At 45.4% G+C, this 18,675-nt stretch carries 9 protein-coding genes; 5 read left to right on the forward strand and 4 right to left on the reverse strand.

Features of this window, described 5'->3' with window-relative positions; all coding sequences use genetic code 11:
* Nucleotides 1–132: 132 nt before the first annotated feature.
* The 4 genes from hemL (at nucleotide 133) to JKJ11_RS14370 (ending at nucleotide 7,546) form a co-directional block, all read left to right on the forward strand.
* The gene (hemL, locus tag JKJ11_RS14355) at nucleotides 133–1,425 is read left to right on the forward strand and encodes a glutamate-1-semialdehyde 2,1-aminomutase (protein WP_124940246.1); all 1,293 of its coding nucleotides are present in this window, start codon (nucleotides 133–135) and stop codon (nucleotides 1,423–1,425) included.
* A gap of 338 nt (nucleotides 1,426–1,763) precedes the next feature.
* Nucleotides 1,764–2,837: an AI-2E family transporter gene (locus JKJ11_RS14360; RefSeq protein WP_006072681.1), complete on the forward strand. Its 1,074-nt coding sequence runs from the start codon at nucleotides 1,764–1,766 to the stop codon at nucleotides 2,835–2,837.
* 66 nt (nucleotides 2,838–2,903) lie between these two features.
* On the forward strand, nucleotides 2,904–3,926 hold the full coding sequence (gene rsmC / locus JKJ11_RS14365) for a 16S rRNA (guanine(1207)-N(2))-methyltransferase RsmC (protein WP_252038369.1): 1,023 nt from the start codon (nucleotides 2,904–2,906) through the stop codon (nucleotides 3,924–3,926).
* A gap of 233 nt (nucleotides 3,927–4,159) precedes the next feature.
* Nucleotides 4,160–7,546 carry a response regulator gene (locus tag JKJ11_RS14370; protein WP_252038370.1) on the forward strand — a complete coding sequence of 1,129 codons (3,387 nt, stop codon included), beginning with the start codon at nucleotides 4,160–4,162 and terminating at the stop codon, nucleotides 7,544–7,546.
* A gap of 100 nt (nucleotides 7,547–7,646) precedes the next feature.
* On the opposite strand, the gene acnB is transcribed toward JKJ11_RS14370, so the two are convergent.
* The 4 genes from acnB to hrpB all read right to left on the reverse strand — a co-directional run bounded on the left by acnB (nucleotide 7,647) and on the right by hrpB (nucleotide 17,799).
* The gene (gene acnB / locus JKJ11_RS14375; protein WP_252038371.1) at nucleotides 7,647–10,244 is read right to left on the reverse strand and encodes a bifunctional aconitate hydratase 2/2-methylisocitrate dehydratase; all 2,598 of its coding nucleotides are present in this window, start codon (nucleotides 10,242–10,244) and stop codon (nucleotides 7,647–7,649) included.
* Nucleotides 10,245–10,546: 302 nt separating this feature from the next.
* Nucleotides 10,547–12,865 carry a patatin-like phospholipase family protein gene (locus JKJ11_RS14380; protein ID WP_124940249.1) on the reverse strand — a complete coding sequence of 773 codons (2,319 nt, stop codon included), beginning with the start codon at nucleotides 12,863–12,865 and terminating at the stop codon, nucleotides 10,547–10,549.
* Between the two features lie 81 nt (nucleotides 12,866–12,946).
* On the reverse strand, nucleotides 12,947–15,337 hold the full coding sequence (mrcB, locus tag JKJ11_RS14385; protein WP_252038372.1) for a penicillin-binding protein 1B: 2,391 nt from the start codon (nucleotides 15,335–15,337) through the stop codon (nucleotides 12,947–12,949).
* Complete coding sequence (hrpB, locus tag JKJ11_RS14390; protein ID WP_252039125.1) at nucleotides 15,334–17,799, reverse strand: ATP-dependent helicase HrpB; 2,466 nt, start codon at nucleotides 17,797–17,799, stop codon at nucleotides 15,334–15,336. The genes mrcB and hrpB overlap by 4 nt, the downstream gene beginning before the upstream one ends.
* 56 nt (nucleotides 17,800–17,855) lie before the next feature.
* Here hrpB and sfsA point away from each other — a divergent pair, with 56 nt between their 5' ends.
* A complete protein-coding gene (gene sfsA / locus JKJ11_RS14395; RefSeq protein WP_124940252.1) occupies nucleotides 17,856–18,569 on the forward strand; it encodes a DNA/RNA nuclease SfsA in 714 nt (237 codons plus the stop codon).
* Nucleotides 18,570–18,675: the final 106 nt, after the last annotated feature.

The raw sequence follows: 18,675 nt of genomic DNA on the forward strand, positions 1-18,675 counted from the left end.
CGCAAAAGCAAATTAGCTTTACAGCAGATTCAAACGCTAATTTACGAAAATGTGCTCAAAACACTACTAGAATCTGTGCGGAGATGTACAATGCTGCTCAACTTGGTCCGAACAAGCAAAGAGGAACTTTCCATGACCAAATCAGCTGAGCTGTATGAAAAAGCGCAACAGACCATCCCGGGCGGTGTTAATTCTCCGGTTCGTGCCTTCAACGGCGTAGGTGGTTCACCTATTTTTATCGAACGTGCCGATGGTCCATTGATTTTTGATGCTGATGGTAAAGCGTACATTGATTACGTAGGTTCATGGGGTCCTATGATTCTAGGCCACAACCACGCTGCAATTCGTGATGCTGTGATAGATGCAGCACAACGTGGATTAAGTTTCGGTGCACCAACTGAAATGGAAATCAACATGGCGGAATTAGTTCGCAAGTTGGTGCCATCAATGGAACAACTGCGCATGGTTAGTTCTGGTACAGAAGCAACCATGAGTGCGATTCGTCTAGCGCGTGGCTACACTGGTCGTGACAAAATTCTTAAATTCGAAGGTTGCTACCACGGTCATGCTGATAGTTTATTGGTTAAAGCAGGTTCAGGTGCACTAACACTTGGACAACCAAGCTCTCCAGGTGTACCAGCTGACTTTGCTAAATATACACTGACGGCACGTTTCAACGATCTAGATTCTGTTAAGGCTCTGTTTGAAGCAAACAAAGGCGAAATCGCTTGTATTATCGTTGAGCCTGTTGCGGGCAATATGAACTGTATTCCGCCAGTGGAGGGTTTCCATGAAGGTCTACGTCAGATTTGCGATGACGAAGGTGCTCTACTTATTTTTGATGAAGTAATGACAGGTTTCCGTGTTGCTCAAGGTGGCGCACAAGCACATTACAACATCAAACCAGACCTAACCACGCTAGGTAAAATCATTGGCGGCGGTATGCCAGTTGGTGCTTTCGGTGGCCGTAAAGAAGTGATGCAATACATCGCACCGACAGGTCCTGTTTATCAAGCAGGTACGCTATCAGGTAACCCAATTGCGATGGCGGCAGGTTACGCTTGTTTGACGCTACTTTCTGAAGAAGGTAATGAAAAACGCCTAGCGAACAAGACCAAACAACTTGCTGATGGCTTTAAGCAACTTGCTGACAAACACGGTGTACCACTAGTCGTGAACCAAGTAGGTGGCATGTTCGGCTTCTTCTTCACTGAGCAAGAAACTATCACTTGCTATGAAGAGGTTGCTAAGTGTGATGTTGAACGTTTCAAACGCTTCTTCCACTTAATGCTAGACCACGGTGTTTACCTAGCCCCATCAGCATTTGAAGCCAGCTTCACATCGTTGGCACACGGCTCTAAAGAAATCGATGCGACATTAGAAGCAGCTGATCGCTGTTTCGCCATCATTGCTAGCGAAGCATAAGCAAGCATTGAAAAATATCTTAAGGGCTGATTAATCAGCCCTTTTTTATGCCTGCCAATTAAACAATGCCAGAATAATGAGCACTACAATGGTCAGAGAAAACCAAGGAATAGCACGTTTTTGACGCTTATTCGATTGACACTTCTTGTCGTCGCTACAACACCCCATATCCCCTCCGTAAAGCCAATGAATGAAAAGTAATTAACGTTGATCGATCAACATTTTGCGTCCATTATATGACCACTATAACTAAGTAAAAACGCCTCGTCTGTAGGTGTTTGTCATAAAGTCATTATCCCTTCTTTAAGAAGGTCTGAGGAAACGTTGTGAAGAATAAAATGAATGTGACTGCTAGCCACTGGGTACTGATCCTTGCCCTTCTGTTTGCAGCGTTTGCTTGTTATTTATTAGTTGAACCCTATATGAACTCCATTGTTATGGCGTTCATCCTTTCTCTGTTGATGTTCCCGATTCATGAGTGGATTGAGAGCAAAATGCCGAAGCACAAAAACGTCGTCGCCTTGCTCTCATGTATTGTATTGACGTTTATTATCGTTATGCCTCTACTTTTAGTGTTTAGTGCTATCGTTCAACAGGGTTCCGTGTTTTCTCAAAACATGTATCAATGGGTCACTGGCGGTGGTATTCAAGAGGTTATCGCCCACCCTTGGGTAAAGAAAGGGTTGTCTTTTATCAATGACTACCTACCTTTTGACGCAATTAACGCACAAGATATTGCTCAGAAAGCGGCTGAGTTTGCGACTTCGCTAGGTTCGAATTTAGTTGCGACTAGTGCAAAAATTCTTGGTGACGCAACAAACTTCCTGATGAACTTCTTCTTGATGTTATTTGTTCTGTTTTTCCTATTGCGTGACCACGACAAAATCATCGCTGCGATTCGCCATATTCTGCCGTTCTCGCGCAGTCAAGAAGATCGCCTCTTGAATGAGATTGAAAAAGTGTCGAAATCAGCGGTCATGGGATCATTCTTGACCGCGATAGCTCAAGGAGCTGCAGGTGGTTTTGGTATGTGGATGGCAGGGTTCCCTGGGCTGTTTTGGGGCACAATGATGGGCTTTGCGTCCTTTATTCCTGTTGTAGGGACCGCACTTATATGGATACCAGCTACCGCTTACTTGCTCATTACTGGCGATACCACATGGGGCTTGTTCTTAGCTGTCTGGAGCATCGCTGTCGTCGGCTCTATTGATAACGTACTACGCCCGCTGCTAATGCAGGGAAGTGCGGGTATGAATACTCTGATGATATTCTTCTCTCTCTTAGGTGGTATTCATCTATTTGGCTTAATTGGATTAATTTACGGCCCTCTTATCTTTGCCATCACTATGGTTCTGTTCAATATGTACGAAGAAGAATTTAAAGACTTCTTAGACGGACAAGATAACAGCTAGACACTTTTTTCAGGGAGGGCTTTGTGAGAGAATCCCCTCCCTTTTTACTTCTAGAGATAACTCGTCATGGCAACCTACATCGCACCTAGTCAAATCGCGGAAAGGCAACTCGAATACTTCGCACAAAAGCGTGTATTGGTCATCGGCGAAATAGAAGATCAGTTCCCTATCGAGCTTAGTAAACACTGCGACAAGGTGACAGTATTTACCAGTAATTACATCACCTACCGCATGTTAAGCTCTTCAAGTAAAATCACGACGTTGTTCGGCGCTTCATTATCGAGTGACATTGATGCCGATATGATTTTACTCTACTGGCCAAAAGCGAAAGCCGAAGCGCAAATGCTACTGGAAATGGCACTAGCAAAACTTGGCAACGACACTGAGATTGCTGTTGTCGGTGAAAATCGCTCTGGCGTAAAGAGCATCGAAAAAATGTTCAAGCCTTACGGACCAATGAACAAATATGACTCAGCTCGACGTTGCTCATTTTACTGGGGCATGTGTCAGTCAGCCCCCGAGTCATTTGAGCTTAAAAACTGGTTTAAAAGCTACCAAGTAGAGCTCAATGGATTACCCATCACAGTTAAAAGCCTGCCAGGCGTCTTCAGTCACGGTGAATTTGATAGTGGTAGTCAGCTGCTCCTAAACAACCTACCTGAACTGAAAGGTAAAGTGCTCGACTTTGGTTGTGGTGCCGGTGTTATTGGCGCTTACATGGGGCTAAAATATAACGATATTGAACTCAATATGTGTGATATCAATGCCTTTGCCATTGAATCAAGCAAGCAAACTCTATTAGCGAATAATTTAGAAGGGCAGGTATTTGCGTCAGACGTCTACTCCGATGTCACCCCAGGACTCGACTTTATTATCAGTAATCCACCGTTTCACGCTGGCTTAGATACCAGTTATTCAGCAACAGAAACCTTATTGTCTGACGCACCTAACTATATGAATAACAAAGGGCAGTTAATGATTGTCGCCAATAGCTTCCTCAAATACCCCCCTATTATTGAGCAGCAATTTGGTCACTGTCACACTGTCGATAAAAATCGTAAGTTTGCTATCTATCACGCAACAAAATAAATCATAAAGAATCCAATTGGTTGGTATTCTCAACCCTTTCACCAACCAATTGAATTCATTTAAATAACTCGCTTCATTAGGCCCTTTCTTACACCACAAAGCTGATTGCATACGTTATTTTTGTGTTACTCAACACGGTTTATCGCCAACTTACTTGTCAAAGAAAAAAAAGTCATTAAATTGCTAAGGTTAACTCTTTCTTAATTCGTCATACCGAGAGCTAAGCGATAAATATGTTCAAGTTGTATCGAAAACAGAAATTCAAGCGACTGCAAAACACCTTGATGATGGCTTTTTTGGTGCTCAGCATTACGCCCTTGACGGTCATCGCTCTATTCTTTCTCAACGCACACAGTCAGGATCTAAAAGATCAAAGTACCTCTCATCTGGTATCGATAAGAGATACTAAAAAACAGCAGTTGATCAACTACTTTCAAGCTCAAGAGTCTGAAGTCATGGGATTTGTACGTTCAGAGCTAGCTTATGCCAGTGGTGGGCGATTCTATGGACTGGTAAATGCGTTTCAGCGCCTCGGTGACGATATAGAACAAGCAAGAGAACATGCGCAAGAACGCTATATTCAAGGTTCAGGCAATCAAGTAAAAACCGCAATCCTTCCAGACTCTAGTAGTTATGTAGGAAGTGAGCGCTACCGTCTTCTACACAAGCGCTATCATAGGGCGTTTATGGAGCACCTGAAACGCTCAGATTTTGATGACATCATACTGGTCGATCTTGCAGGCAACGTCACCTACTCCGTCTATAAAAATCGCTATTACGGCACAAATTTAGAAACGGGCGAGTTTTCAACTCAGATCCTTGGCGAAACCTTTGATCGTTTGAAATCTGAAGTCACTCACAAGCGCAAAGAAAACGAAGAGTACACCCCGGTTGTTATTTCCGATTTTGCCCTACAAGATGACCAACAGTACGCTTGGCTTGGTGCACCGATTATCCAGCAAGGTTATCTTCACAGTTATGCCATGTTCAGGCTTCCCATCAAGGGAATCACTAAACTCATCACTGACGGCAAACCAGATGATATTAAGCTGCTGCTGGTCGGTAGTGACCATGCCGCCAAGATACTTGGGCTTGAACAAGACACCATAGACAACAGCAACGAAGTTATCTCACAAGCCTTATCGGGACTCACCATGGTGGGTAGCTACACCAATGCCAAAGGCGAAGACTACTTTGCGGCATTCACTCCTATTCAACTCAATGAAACCAATTGGGCACTGGTTGCCGAAACACCAGAGGCCATCGCCTTTGCTAGCGTTAAGCAACTAGAAAAACTGTTTGTTATTGCAATGCTGACCGCGATTGTACTGGTTGTCATTGCTTCACACTACCTTTCTAACTTTATTACGTCGCCACTGCTTAAGCTTACTTGGGCAGCCGAAAGAGCCTCTGGTGGAGACTTAGAACCTTCGATTATTAGCGCAGACCGTAAAGATGAGATTGGCCGATTGGCTCTGAGTTTCGAGCGTATGAGGCGCTCAATAAAAGAGAAGATCGAGCTCATTAAGAGTCAGAACCAAGAGCTAGAGCAGAATTTAGTCACTATTAAAAAGCAAAACGAAGAATTACAGCTAGCAAACAAGCTGAAAGATGAATTCCTTGCAACCACCTCTCACGAACTTCGCACTCCACTTCACGGCATGATTGGGATTGCAGAGGCCATGATCTCAGGTGCCAATGGGCCAATCGGCGCCAACCATAAATATCAGCTTGATATCATCGTTAACAGTGGCCAGCGCCTTGCTGGATTGGTGGACGATCTTCTCGATTATCACAAGATGCGTTACGGCAACTTAGATATTGAACGTTCTGCTATCAGCTTAACCGGTGCAACACAGCTGGTCTTGGAGCTGTCACATCACTTGCTTGGTGAAAAGAAGATTCGAATTATCAATCAAGTCCTCGAACCATTGCCTTATGTCTCAGCCGACCCACAGCGCTTAGAACAGGTACTTTATAACCTTGTAGGTAATGCCATCAAATACACCAATGAAGGTAAGATCGTATTATCGGCCACCGCCATGGATGATCATATTCGTGTACAAGTAGTAGATACTGGCCAAGGGATTCCTGCTCAGCAGCTTGAACATATTTTCGAGCCGTTGGTTCAAGCTGGCCATGATTCAGGTCATTACCGCCAAGGTGCAGGGCTTGGCTTATCGATAAGTCGACAGCTTATTGAGTTAATGGGCGGTTCTCTTTATGTCAGTAGTCAGCCTCATGTTGGCACCACGTTCAGCTTCACCCTTCCTTTAGCGACACAGGAAGAAATAGAGCATATGTCTCAATTAGGACAAAATAGTCACTTCCATATCGCCGAGCCGACTGAGATCAATCCCGAAGAAGAGGAAGTCCTTCCTGAGAATCCTGATGGACCAGTGTTGCTTGTCGCCGATGATGAGCCAGTGAATTTACGTATCCTAGAGAGCTTTTTAAGACTAGAAGGCTATCAAGTGAAATTGGCCAAAGATGGCTTAGAAACACTGGATATCATTGAGCATGAAAAACCAGACTTACTGCTACTCGATATTATGATGCCTGGAATGAGTGGCTTTGAAGTGTGTGAAACCATTCGTGAACAATACGATCATGCCGCGCTGCCTATCATTATGCTCACTGCTTTGAATCAATCAGAAGACAGAGTTCGTGGTTTTGAACTCGGTGCCAATGACTACCTTGCAAAACCGTTCAGTAAGCCGGAGCTAGCGGCACGTATCGCCGCTCACCTTCAAGCAAGCAAAGCTGAAGAGAGACGCGCCGAAAATCAACTTCTCAAGTATGAAATCAAGCAACGTGCGTTGGTTGAAGCAAGTTTGTTAGAAACACAAGGGCGTTTGATCGAGCAACTCGATAGTGCGCCGGAAGCGATTCTATGCATCCGAGAAGACCTCAAGGTACAGTTTGCTAACCAAAGTGCCGGACGTATGTTTAAACGCAGTGTTGAACGGCTCAAACGCTCCAATGTTGAAGAGCTAATTGCGCCTAAATTTATTCACTTGTCTCAGGAGCATTATTGCGGCGATATCGATATTTTTGTCGATGATGTACGCCAACATATAAACACCGATATTCTCACCTTACCTGAAGGTTCGGGGTTAAAGAGCATTTACATATTCGAACAAGGGCAGTCCCTAGATCAAACGCGCGTGAAGAACCTAGAAACCGCTATTGATGCGTTATCTCGATATGCGATTGAAGGTGATAAGGCGAAACTGCTGGAACTCAAAGAGCTGGGCGGAGAATTTACTCAATTAGCGGATAAAGCCGTCGATGAAGAGAAGTCTCGTCCTGAATTGATGCGCGAGTTATTGGTAGATACCATGACCAATGCGCTGGAGTATTGGGAAAGTGTTACTGGACAAAGCAAATTTGCCTTTGCTGAACAAAGTGGCTTGTGGCGTGTTTACTTGGACCGCAGTACCTTGCAAACGCGCACATTGGATAAGTATTTGCGCGTAGAGACTTTACCTAAAACACCTCGTTGGCGCACAGTACTCAGCTCAGTAGAATACATACTCGACCATTGTCACCGTCAAGGCCCAGAGCGTGACCATATTATTGCTCTGCGCGACAAGCTGCAAAAGTTGCTGACCAATTAGCCTAGAGCAAATCACTAACTCAGCGAATAAAAAAACGGCCACTCAAAGTGGCCGTTTTTTTATTCAGTATAGAGCTCTTAGCAAGCTCTATAATTCACCATTAAGCAGGCTCTTGAAAGATGACTGTGTCTGCTTTCTCTGTGTACTGGCCCATACGGTGGAAGTTTAGATAGCGGTATGTATCTGCTGCCGTTGGGTCAATCTGCTTCATGTACTCTAGGTATTCTTCTTTCGTTGGAATCTTACCTAGGATTGCACCGACTGAAGAAAGTTCAGCTGACGCAAGGTATACATTAGCACCAGTACCAAGACGGTTCGGGAAGTTACGAGTCGACGTAGACATAACTGTCGCTTCGTCAGCCACACGCGCTTGGTTACCCATACACAAAGAACATCCCGGTGTTTCGATACGAACCCCAGCGCGACCAAAGATACCGTAGTAGCCTTCTTCCGTTAGCTGGTCACGGTCCATTTTCGTTGGTGGAGCAATCCATAAACGAGTATCTAGTTGACCATTGTATTTATCAAGCAACTTACCAGCAGCGCGGAAGTGACCAATGTTAGTCATACAAGAACCAATGAAGACTTCGTTGATTTCTGTCCCTTGCACCTCAGAAAGTAAACGAGCATCATCTGGGTCATTTGGTGCACAAAGGATTGGCTGCGTCACGTCTGCAAGATCAATCTCGATAACATGAGCGTATTCTGCATCGCTATCCGCTTGCATTAGTTCTGGGTTAGCCAGCCACTCTTGCATTGCAACAATACGACGTTCGATAGTACGACGGTCACCATAGCCTTCTGAAATCATCCACTTAAGCATAGTGATGTTTGAGTTCAAGTACTCTTCGATGGACTCTTGAGACAGTTTAACGGTACAACCTGCAGCACTACGCTCAGCCGAAGCATCAGAAAGTTCGAATGCTTGTTCAACAGTTAGATGTTCAACGCCCTCAATCTCTAGGATACGACCAGAGAACTCGTTGATCTTACCGGCTTTCTCAACCGTCAATAGACCTTGCTGAATCGCATAGTAAGGAATCGCATGAACAAGGTCACGAAGTGTGATGCCTGGCTGCATTTCACCTTTAAAGCGAACAAGGATAGATTCTGGCATATCAAGAGGCATAACACCGGTTGCTGCAGCAAACGCGACCAGGCCAGAACCTGCTGGGAAAGAAATACCAAGAGGGAAACGAGTATGTGAGTCACCACCTGTACCAACGGTATCTGGTAGAAGCATACGGTTTAACCAAGAGTGGATAACACCATCACCTGGACGCAGTGAAACACCGGCACGGTTCATGATGAAATCAGGCAGTGTATGATGAGTATTCACATCGACTGGTTTTGGATACGCTGAGGTGTGACAGAATGACTGCATTACTAGGTCTGCAGAGAAGCCTAGGCATGCTAAGTCTTTTAGTTCATCACGCGTCATTGGGCCTGTCGTATCTTGAGAACCAACCGTCGTCATCTTCGGCTCACAGTAAGTCCCCGGACGAACACCTTCAACGCCACAGGCTTTACCAACCATCTTCTGAGCCAATGTATAGCCAGCATCTGACTCTTCAACAGCTACTGGGCGGCGGAAAACTTCTGACGGCTCAAGACCTAAGGATTGGCGAGCACGATCTGTTAGACCACGACCAATGATAAGTGGAATACGACCACCTGCACGAACTTCATCAATCAGTACGTCTGTTTTTAGTGCAAACTCTGCTAGGGTTTCACCTGAATCGTGGTTACATACTTTGCCTTGGTATGGATACACGTCAATCACGTCACCCATTTTCAGCTTAGTTACATCCACTTCGATTGGCAGTGCCCCTGCATCTTCCATTGTGTTGAAGAAGATTGGCGCAATCTTGCCACCCAATACATAACCACCAGCACGCTTATTTGGTACGTTTGGAATGTCATCACCCATAAACCACAGCACAGAGTTGGTTGCTGATTTACGAGAAGAACCTGTACCTACCACGTCACCAACATAAACAAGTTGATGGCCTTTGTCTTTAAGTGCTTCAATTTGTTTGATTGGGCCGATTGAACCGGGTTGATCAGGTTCAATGCCATCGCGTACGTTTTTCAACATCGCTAGGGCGTGTACTGGAATATCTGGACGAGACCATGCATCAGGAGCAGGAGACAGATCATCAGTGTTGGTTTCACCCGTCACCTTAAATACTGTCAACGTAATTTTCTCTTGTAGTTCTGGCTTAGACAGGAACCATTCTGCCTCTGCCCAAGAGGTTAGGACTTGTTTCGCGTAAGCATTGCCTGCTTTTGCTTTCTCTTCAACATCATAGAAAGCATCAAACATCAGTAGCGTATGAGACAGTGCTTTAACGGCAATTGGCGCTAGCGCTGCATCGTCAAGCAAGGCAATCAGTGATTCAATGTTATAACCACCTTGCATAGTGCCTAGGAGTTCAGCTGCTTTTTCACGGCTCACTAGTGGCGATTCTACTTCGCCCTTAGTTACAGCCGTCAGAAAACCTGCTTTAACATAAGCAGCTTCATCAACACCAGGTGGAATACGGTTCTCGAGGAGGTCTAGAATAAACTCTTCTTCACCCTGAGGTGGGTTCTTTAATAGCTCAACAAGTCCAGCAACTTGTTCGGCGTCTAGGGGTCTTGGGACAACTCCTTCGGCAGCACGCTCTTCGACGTGTTTACGGTAGGCTTCAAGCACGACTTTTTCCTCTCATTGCGGTCCCTCCTTAATAATTAGAATTAGGAGTGGACATCCTTGGAAACTTGGCTCTCCCTCGCCTTATCTCGTCATCAAGTAACTGAATCAGCAGTGCCAGAGAGGCCAAACTGTGGGGCGAAGGATAGCAAATTTAACGTTAGATTAAAATCTTATCATTTTGACCAACATTGCAAGTTTGAGTAAAAACAAGCATTTTGCGACTAAAGTTGCAGCAGGTCGCTGCAATACTACCCTTCATTTAGAGTATTTATATTCAACATAATCTGGAGTGATAATGACGTTTAATAAGCAGCTCCAATAATCAAATAGAACGAGCGTAACCCTGTTTCTACTTGACCATAAGACAGCATAATAGGCCCGACAGGAGAGTCTATGCCAGCAAAGACCGACCCTGCCAGATACAGTGGCGCATTAGACAACGAACGGTCGCCATCCCAGACACCGCCATACTCAGCACTTGCTCCTAAGTAAACTGGGGATTGAAACATGCCAAAGTCGTTATCGAACCAGCGATAGCGATACACGAGACTACCATAGAGCTTGTTCTGGCCAATCAAACTGTTACGAGGAATACCCGACATATTCAAAAAGCCACCAAGTTCTCTTGGGCTCACTGGCAATGAGTCGTTTTCCGTCTCGATCATTTCGTAATCGAACGAGCCGACTAAGGTATTACGATTAAAGGTTTTTGCATATTTAGTAGCAATGCTAATTTCGTAGGCGTTATCAGAAAATTCTGAAGGTTCAGTTTGGATGTTTTGGTCGCCACTGTCTCTCGATAGCAAATACTCTAAATTCACCAACCAGCCTTTTGTCGGCAAACTATAATCATCTAACGTGTCCAGTTTGTAGTTGGCAAAAATACCTCGACGGTCAAAATCAAACGTACCAGCAGAAGGTAAAGGTGATACATACGATTCACCAGTCGTATACCTTGCACCAATTTTCACTTCTTGCCATAGCGCTGGTTGATAACCAACCGCAAACTCTCCTTCCCACTCGCGATACGATACTGGAATAAAATCAGCATTGCCTTCAAGAGCTGGCTCCATGCAACCATCCCCGCTGGAGTTTAATTGACAGAGCACATTTCGCTTGTCGCTGTTGTAGCGAAGGCCACCTAACAAGAAAAAGTCTTGATTGAACATGAATGGCGAGTAGACCTCTGCTTCCACTCGCTTGTCAGTACCAAAGTCCGCGTTCACTCTCAGCTCTGCCCCGCGATCGTTCAAGTCGGTAAAGTTAGTGGTAACACCGATCGAATAGAAGCTGTTCGCATTGAAGTCTTCTTCAAGGTAGAAACGAAAGTCCATATAATTTGGACCCCAAGATTTCTCTTTTACATCGACAACAAGATCTGTTTCATCGCCTTTATCATCGTAACGGTATGTGATCAATTCAAAACGATCGAGCGCATAGAGCTCCTCGATATGCTTCTCTATCTCATCAGTTTCTAGAATCTCACCCGCTTCCAGCCCCAGACGGCTTTTGATTAACTCATCACTGTAGTGACTCTGGTTATTGATCACTATCTTATCGACTACGTTCTCATCACCGTACACCAATTTTTTACGTGCTAACTGTTTGGCATCGATGTAATGCTGAAACTTAGCACTGTTTACGGTCAGAGCTTTAAGCTGTTTCTCATTACGATAAGCCGCTTGATACCCTAAGTCATACGCTTTCGGCATCGCTGAAAAATCGGTGGTAGCGATCTGTCCCACATCTGGATGCATTAAGATGTCGTTGTCATCCAAAGCTTGCATTTGCTCTTCTGTACTGCGGCGTACCAAATAATTGGATAGCTGTTCGCCAACAGTTAAGAAGCTACTGAAATCCTCTCGGGTTTTGTAATCACTACTGATATCAACCGCGATGATAATATCCGCACCCATTTGCTTCGCCAGCTCGACAGGCATGTTATTGGTCACCCCACCATCAACCAGTAAATAGCCATCTAGCTCATAAGGAGGTAGTGCGCCCGGCACCGACATACTCGCCATCATTGCGTCCACTAGATAACCTTTATCAAGTACAACAGGTTCAAGTTTTAGTATATCCGTCGCTACCGAACGATAAGGAATGGCCAAGTCATCAAACGATTTAAACTCAGGAAGGTTGCCCGTAGTTTTGCGCAGAATGCGTAACATATTCTGGCCTTGTACCACCCCTTTTGGGGCTTCTATCGAGCCAAAATGTAAACCGATATCGGTGCGAATTTGATAGCGGTCTTCCGACTCCTTATCGCGAACTCGGCGTTGACTGCGGCTAACGCGGTCGCGATATCCATTATTCCAATCCACGGTATAGATGAAGCTTTCAATCTCATCGGCACTCATCCCGGTAGCATAAAGGCCACCCACATAGGCCCCCATGCTCGTGCCCGTGATGATATCAACAGGAATCTGCATTTCTTCTAGTGCTTTTAGAACACCAATGTGCGCAGCCCCTTTCGCGCCACCGCCTGCCAAAACCAATCCTATCTTAGGACGGTCAAGTTCCTTTGCGTTGTTATCGGTATTTTCGGTTGCTAACACCCATCCACTGCTGGACAGGAGAGCGACGGCTACTAGCCACTGAGTCAGGCGTTTCACATTCATCCCTAAAAGCGCTTTTTATTATGGTTAATCCAATATATCAGGTAATTAGCAAATTCTCTTCATAATTAAACGTAGTTGAAATCACCAATCAAACAGGTTTTTTATCCACTGTTTGGGTTGGTTGTCACAGGACGCTTTGAGTTTTCCACCTTCATCCCAGACGGGTAATTCAAATTGGCTTCCGCAATCAAGTTCCAGTGCACCGCTACGCTGTTTAGAGAAACCAATCATGCTGATGTTCTTAGGCCAAGGTAATGTTAACTTCTCCGGAATTCGAGCTTTCAAATAGTCAGAATACACTCGTAATGCACCACTAGACCCTGTGAGTTTAGTCGACTTGTTATCATCACGCCCGACCCAAATTGTCGTTACCTCTCGTCCATCGACACCAACAAACCAACTATCACGAGTGTCATTACTAGTACCCGTTTTTCCTGCCAGTGCTGCCCATGCAAACTGACTATTCAGATAACGTCCTGTTCCCTCAGCTACCCCTTTTTTCATCGCAAAGGTGGTAAGCCATGCTGCTTGCTGAGGGACCTTCTGTTGGGATTTTGGTAGAGATCGATAGAGCACTTCCCCCTCTACAGTAACGACTGAACGTAAAGCCGATAGCTCAGCTTGTCGTCCTGAGTTAGCGATGGTTTGGAACATCTGCGCCACTTGATATGGCGTCAACGACAGCGAACCAAGGAACATGGATGGAACAGGCCTGATCTCATTCGCATCTACGCCTAATCGTACTAATGTCTCGGAAACTGGCTTGATGCCGAGAGACATCCCTAAACGCACTGTCGGTACATTAAGGGATTTTGCAAGCGCTTGATAGAGCGGCACATCACCACGGAACTTACGGTCGTAGTTTCGTGGTTGCCAAACATTACCTTGACTGCCTTTCAATGTAATTGGAGTGTCTTTTAGAGTCGATGCCAAATCATAGCTCTGCGGCTGTTCTAACGCAGTTAGATAGACTGCAGGCTTAACTAACGACCCGATTGGCCTGCTCGCATTCAACGCTCGGTTAAAACCACTGTAACCAGTGCGCTTACCACCCACCATAGCGCGGATTTCGCCAGTATTTCTGTCCACCGCTACGGCAGCGGCTTCAAGCCCTTTGCCGGAGGTTTTCTCTAACTGAGGTACCCGCTTAGCAATGGCCTTTTCTAACTTGTCCTGTGAAACAGGATCCAGAGAGGTGTAGATTCGAATGCCTTTGCCACCACGTAGCTTATCGCCTAGCTTGCTATTCAGCTCACGGTTAAGCTGCTGAAAATACGCTGGTTGGCGGCTCGCAATTTGTGGATTGTTCTGCAAGTCGAGATCACGAGAGGCTGCCATTTCAAACTCACGTCCGGTCAGCATGTTCTGATCCATCATTAAACGCAGCACTAAGTCTCTGCGCTGCTTAGCTCGCTCTGGATGACGAATAGGGTTGTAGTACGATGGCCCTTTTACCATACCCACCAATAACGCAAGCTGGTCAATTCTCAACTCTTGTAGTGGCTGACCAAAATACAAACGAGACGCTAGCCCAAATCCATGAATAGCCTCACCGCGGCTTTGGCCAAGGTAAACTTCATTTAAATATGCTTCTAAGATTTGGTCTTTGCTATAGCGATAATCAAGAATGAGTGCGATAAACACTTCTCTTACTTTACGCCATAAGGTTCTATCACTGGTGAGGAACAGGTTTTTAGCCAACTGTTGTGTTAACGTACTGCCCCCTTGTACCGTACGGCCAGCACGAATGTTAGCAAAAAACGCACGTGCTATGGCAGTAGGAGAGATGCCATCATGTTGGTAAAAATCACGATCTTCCGTTGCTAATAACGCGTCGATCATGATTTCTGGAAATTGATCACGCCTTAAAAACAAGCGTTGTTCATCGGCTTTTTTCTCGAGCATCCCAAGCATCTTAGGTTCAATTCTTAGAAAGCCAAGATCGCCTTTCTTTTCCAACGACTGAATTCTAGACAATGACCCATCGTTAAAATACAACATCACATGACGATCGGGCTCTGGACCGTCGGCAAATTCGAAGGGACGGCGAATCAGTTCTATTTTGGTGGAAGACGAAGAGTACTCACCTGGATGGCGCGGTTGAGATACCTTACGATAGTTCAAGACGTCCAGTTCATTACGTAGCTGAGCTATCGTGATGTTGTCGCCGACAGACAGATTGAGCACACGAGCATAAACCACTGTTGGCAACTCGAATAAATTGCCTTCAAAGCGCTCTTTAACCACTTGATCAAGATAGTAAAACACCGCGCCAAGGGCGACCACGCCAACCAAAGCCAGTTTCCAACCGATTGAGAACAGGCGTTTCCCCCACCCTTGTTTTGGTTTTTTCCGACTCGGCTTACGCTTAGGTTTGCTGCTTTTGGCTTTCGATTTAGGAGCCGATTTTGTGGTGGTCTTTCTTGGTGCTGGCTTTTTACCACTAGGTGCCAACTTTTTCGTTACTGTCATGAATTCAATTGTCTTTTAGTTTTACTCGTTGCCTGATGATTCATTGGGTCATCAGGCCAAGGATGTTTCGGGTAACGCCCCTTCATCTCTTTCTGTACTTCTTTGTAGGCGCCTTGCCAAAATGCCGCCAAGTCTCTGGTTATCTGCAACGGACGTTGAGCTGGAGATAATAGTTCTAACACAATCGCTTGTTTACCTAGCGCAATAGTAGGTGATGACTTTTCGCCAAACATTTCTTGCAGCTTCACCGACAACGTCGGAGCTTCACCAACTTGGTAATGTATTTTCTTTCTTCCGCCAGAGGCAACCACCAAATGTGTCGGGAGGCACTCATTGAGTCGTTGTTGTTTATCCCAACCTAAGCGGGCTTGTAATGCGGCCATTACATCCAACTTCTTAAGTTGTTTGGCATTCTTGATGCCAGCCATGAAGGGTAATAACCACGTCTCAAGCTCGTCGAACAATGCTTGCTCAGACATATCCGGCCAACCTTCATCTGGGAGCCAGTCCGAAGCACATATGACGCGCGTACAAAGCGCTTGCGCGTGTGAGCTCCAGTCTAACGCAGCTAAGCCTTTACGCTTAACATAGCCAAGCAGCGCAGCTTCAACATCCGCTTTTTCTGGAACGGGAATCTCTTTGTGATGCAAAACAATCGCGCCAATTTTTCGTTGTTCACTGGCAACTAAGCGACCTTTCTGATCATCCCAATCCACCACAGAGAGTTCATCAATTAATTGCGGTGCTGTTGTCGAAAGCAGCTCAATATCCAGCGGCAACGCCTTAAAAATCTGACTACTTCCCTGACCGGTTTTCATTAAATCAACAACGGCCAAGTAAAGTGACTTCGCTAATGGTTGCTGATTATCGACACTTGCTCCATGCCCATTTGCTAACAAATAGTGTCCCGATGCAGCACTGCGACTTGCCGCTATTCTATCTGGGAATGCGAGCACTGCGACAAATCCGAGTAAAGATTCATTCATCACCTCTAAAACAAAACGATGCGATAAACGTTGCGCCAATACAGAAGCTCTTTGGGAAAGAGGGCCACGGCGAGAGTGAGTGCCTTGCTGCCAGCGCGTTAATGAACGGGTAAGATCCAGCTCATTGCGTTCGGGCTCTTCAATCAGGCAGCATACGGCTATTGCCACATTGAGCGTCTTAGACCCTAACTGCTTAGCCTGTAGCAACATGCTAGCAAGGCGAGGCTCAACACCCAACTCATGAGCTTGATGTCCAAGTGCGGTTTGCTTGCCCTTCTCATCGATAAGTTTCAGCTTGCTAAGAAGCGACTGGGCTTGCTGTAGATGCGTGGACTTAGGAGGGTCTATCCAAGCTAAATCCATTGCATCAGAGCAGCCCCACTTGGTCAGTTCTAATTGCAATGTGGACAAGTCACTACGTAGAATTTCTGGCGTACTTTGCTCAGGTTGTGAGTTGAACTGAGCTTCACTATATAAACGTACACAAAGCCCAGGCTCAATTCGACCTGCACGTCCTGCCCTTTGAATCGCGGAGGACTGTGCAATACGGGTTTGTTCAAGTCTCGAAACACCGGTCTTTAAATCAAACCAAGATTGGTTTTCTAAACCCGAATCTACGACGAGGCGAATACCTTCAATGGTTAGGGAAGTTTCAGCGATATTGGTTGCAAGAACGACTTTTCGTGCCCCGGATTTAGCTGGCTGGATAGCCTTTTGCTGCACTTTAAAATCCAACTGCCCATATAAGGGATAGACATCTGCTTCGATACCAGATTGGCTCAAAAGCTCTTCAACTCTTTTGATGGCGCCAACGCCCGGTAAAAAAGCCAACAAGGAACCTGACTCACGTAGCATCAGGTTCTCTATATGTTTTGCCATAAACATTGGCAGGTTATCATTACGGCTCATTGGCACATAATGGGTTTCTACTGGGAAAGAGCGTCCACTGGATTCTATAAAGGTTGCTGTTGGTAATACACGTTGAAGATCATTGGCTTCCAACGTTGCAGACATCACTATCAGCTTCAAGTCATCTCGCAGCGCCTCTTGGCTTTCAAGGGAAAAAGCTAGTGCGGTATCGGCATGCAGGCTACGCTCATGAAACTCATCAAAAATAATCGCTCCAATGCCCGTCAACTCGGGGTCGTCTTGCAGCATACGAGTTAAGATGCCCTCTGTCACAACTTCTAACTTTGTACCCTTGCTTACCTTACTCTCACCACGTACTCGGTATCCTACGGTTTGACCTACCGTTTCATTGCGCTGCGACGCTACGTACATGGCTATATTCCTGGCCGCAATACGTCGCGGTTCGAGCATGATAATTTTGCCGTCTATCAGTCCACTTTCAACAAGCTTTTCAGGAAAGTACGTTGACTTACCGGCACCAGTCGCCGCCTTGAGTATGATCTGATTCGATGAGGAAATCGCTTCAAATATTGAAGGCAACACTTGTTCTATAGGGAGCTGTGACAACGCTTTGACCTTATGTTGTAATGTGGCCACTCATTCTAATAAAAAATGGCCTCGAAATGCACTTTGATCCTCCTTTAAAGCAAGGAAAGCTAATAAAACGATACAAACGCTTTCTTGCTGATATCCATTTAAGCAACAAAGAACAGATCACTATCCACTGCGCAAACACCGGGGCAATGACTGGTTGCGCCGACCCAGACTCTACCGTTTGGTACTCCACCTCTGACAATGCAAAGCGAAAATACCCTAATAGTTGGGAGCTAACGGAAACCGTCTCAGGTCATAAAATTTGCGTTAATACGGTTAGGGCTAATACTTTAGTTGTTGAAGCAATAGAAAATGGCATTGTTGAGGAGCTTAATGGTTATCAATCGTTGAGAACCGAGGTGAAGTATGGTCAAGAAAACAGCAGAATCGACATTTTATTACAAGATAGTGATCGCGCAGATTGCTACATTGAAGTAAAAAGTGTCACACTGCTTGATGATGCAAGCACCACCGGTCAGGGCTACTTTCCAGATGCACAAACCACAAGAGGACAAAAGCATTTGCGAGAGCTCACAGAAATGGTTCAAACCGGACATCGAGCTGTATTATTTTTCGCTGTTTTGCATTCAGGGATTGAAAAAGTGTCAGCGGCACACCATATAGATGCGAAATATTCACAATTACTCAAGCAAGCAGAGGAAGCAGGGGTAGAGGTAATTTGTTACAAGGCAGCGTTTTTTGATAATGAAATTACGCTCTTATCGAAGGTCGATTTCAGCTAAAAGTGATTTCACTTCACATTGATAAGAACTTTAACAAACTTCATTTGCCACCAGCATTTCTTTTTGCTATAGATACCCGCCTTAAAATTAACTGTACGCACAGTTG

Origin of the sequence: Vibrio sp. SCSIO 43133 (genome assembly GCF_023716845.1) — a bacterium.
Classification (GTDB): Bacteria; Pseudomonadota; Gammaproteobacteria; order Enterobacterales; family Vibrionaceae; genus Vibrio; species Vibrio mediterranei.

Bases quoted from the DNA above. Each gene is read 5' to 3' on its own strand.
- hemL (WP_124940246.1), top strand. From the start codon at position 133: ATGACCAAATCAGCTGAGCTGTATGAAAAAGCGCAACAGACCATCCCG.
- JKJ11_RS14360 (WP_006072681.1), top strand. From the start codon at position 1,764: ATGAATGTGACTGCTAGCCACTGGGTACTGATCCTTGCCCTTCTGTTT.
- rsmC (WP_252038369.1), top strand. From the start codon at position 2,904: ATGGCAACCTACATCGCACCTAGTCAAATCGCGGAAAGGCAACTCGAA.
- JKJ11_RS14370 (WP_252038370.1), top strand. From the start codon at position 4,160: ATGTTCAAGTTGTATCGAAAACAGAAATTCAAGCGACTGCAAAACACC.
- JKJ11_RS14380 (WP_124940249.1), bottom strand. From the start codon at position 12,865: ATGAATGTGAAACGCCTGACTCAGTGGCTAGTAGCCGTCGCTCTCCTG.
- mrcB (WP_252038372.1), bottom strand. From the start codon at position 15,337: ATGACAGTAACGAAAAAGTTGGCACCTAGTGGTAAAAAGCCAGCACCA.
- sfsA (WP_124940252.1), top strand. From the start codon at position 17,856: ATGCACTTTGATCCTCCTTTAAAGCAAGGAAAGCTAATAAAACGATAC.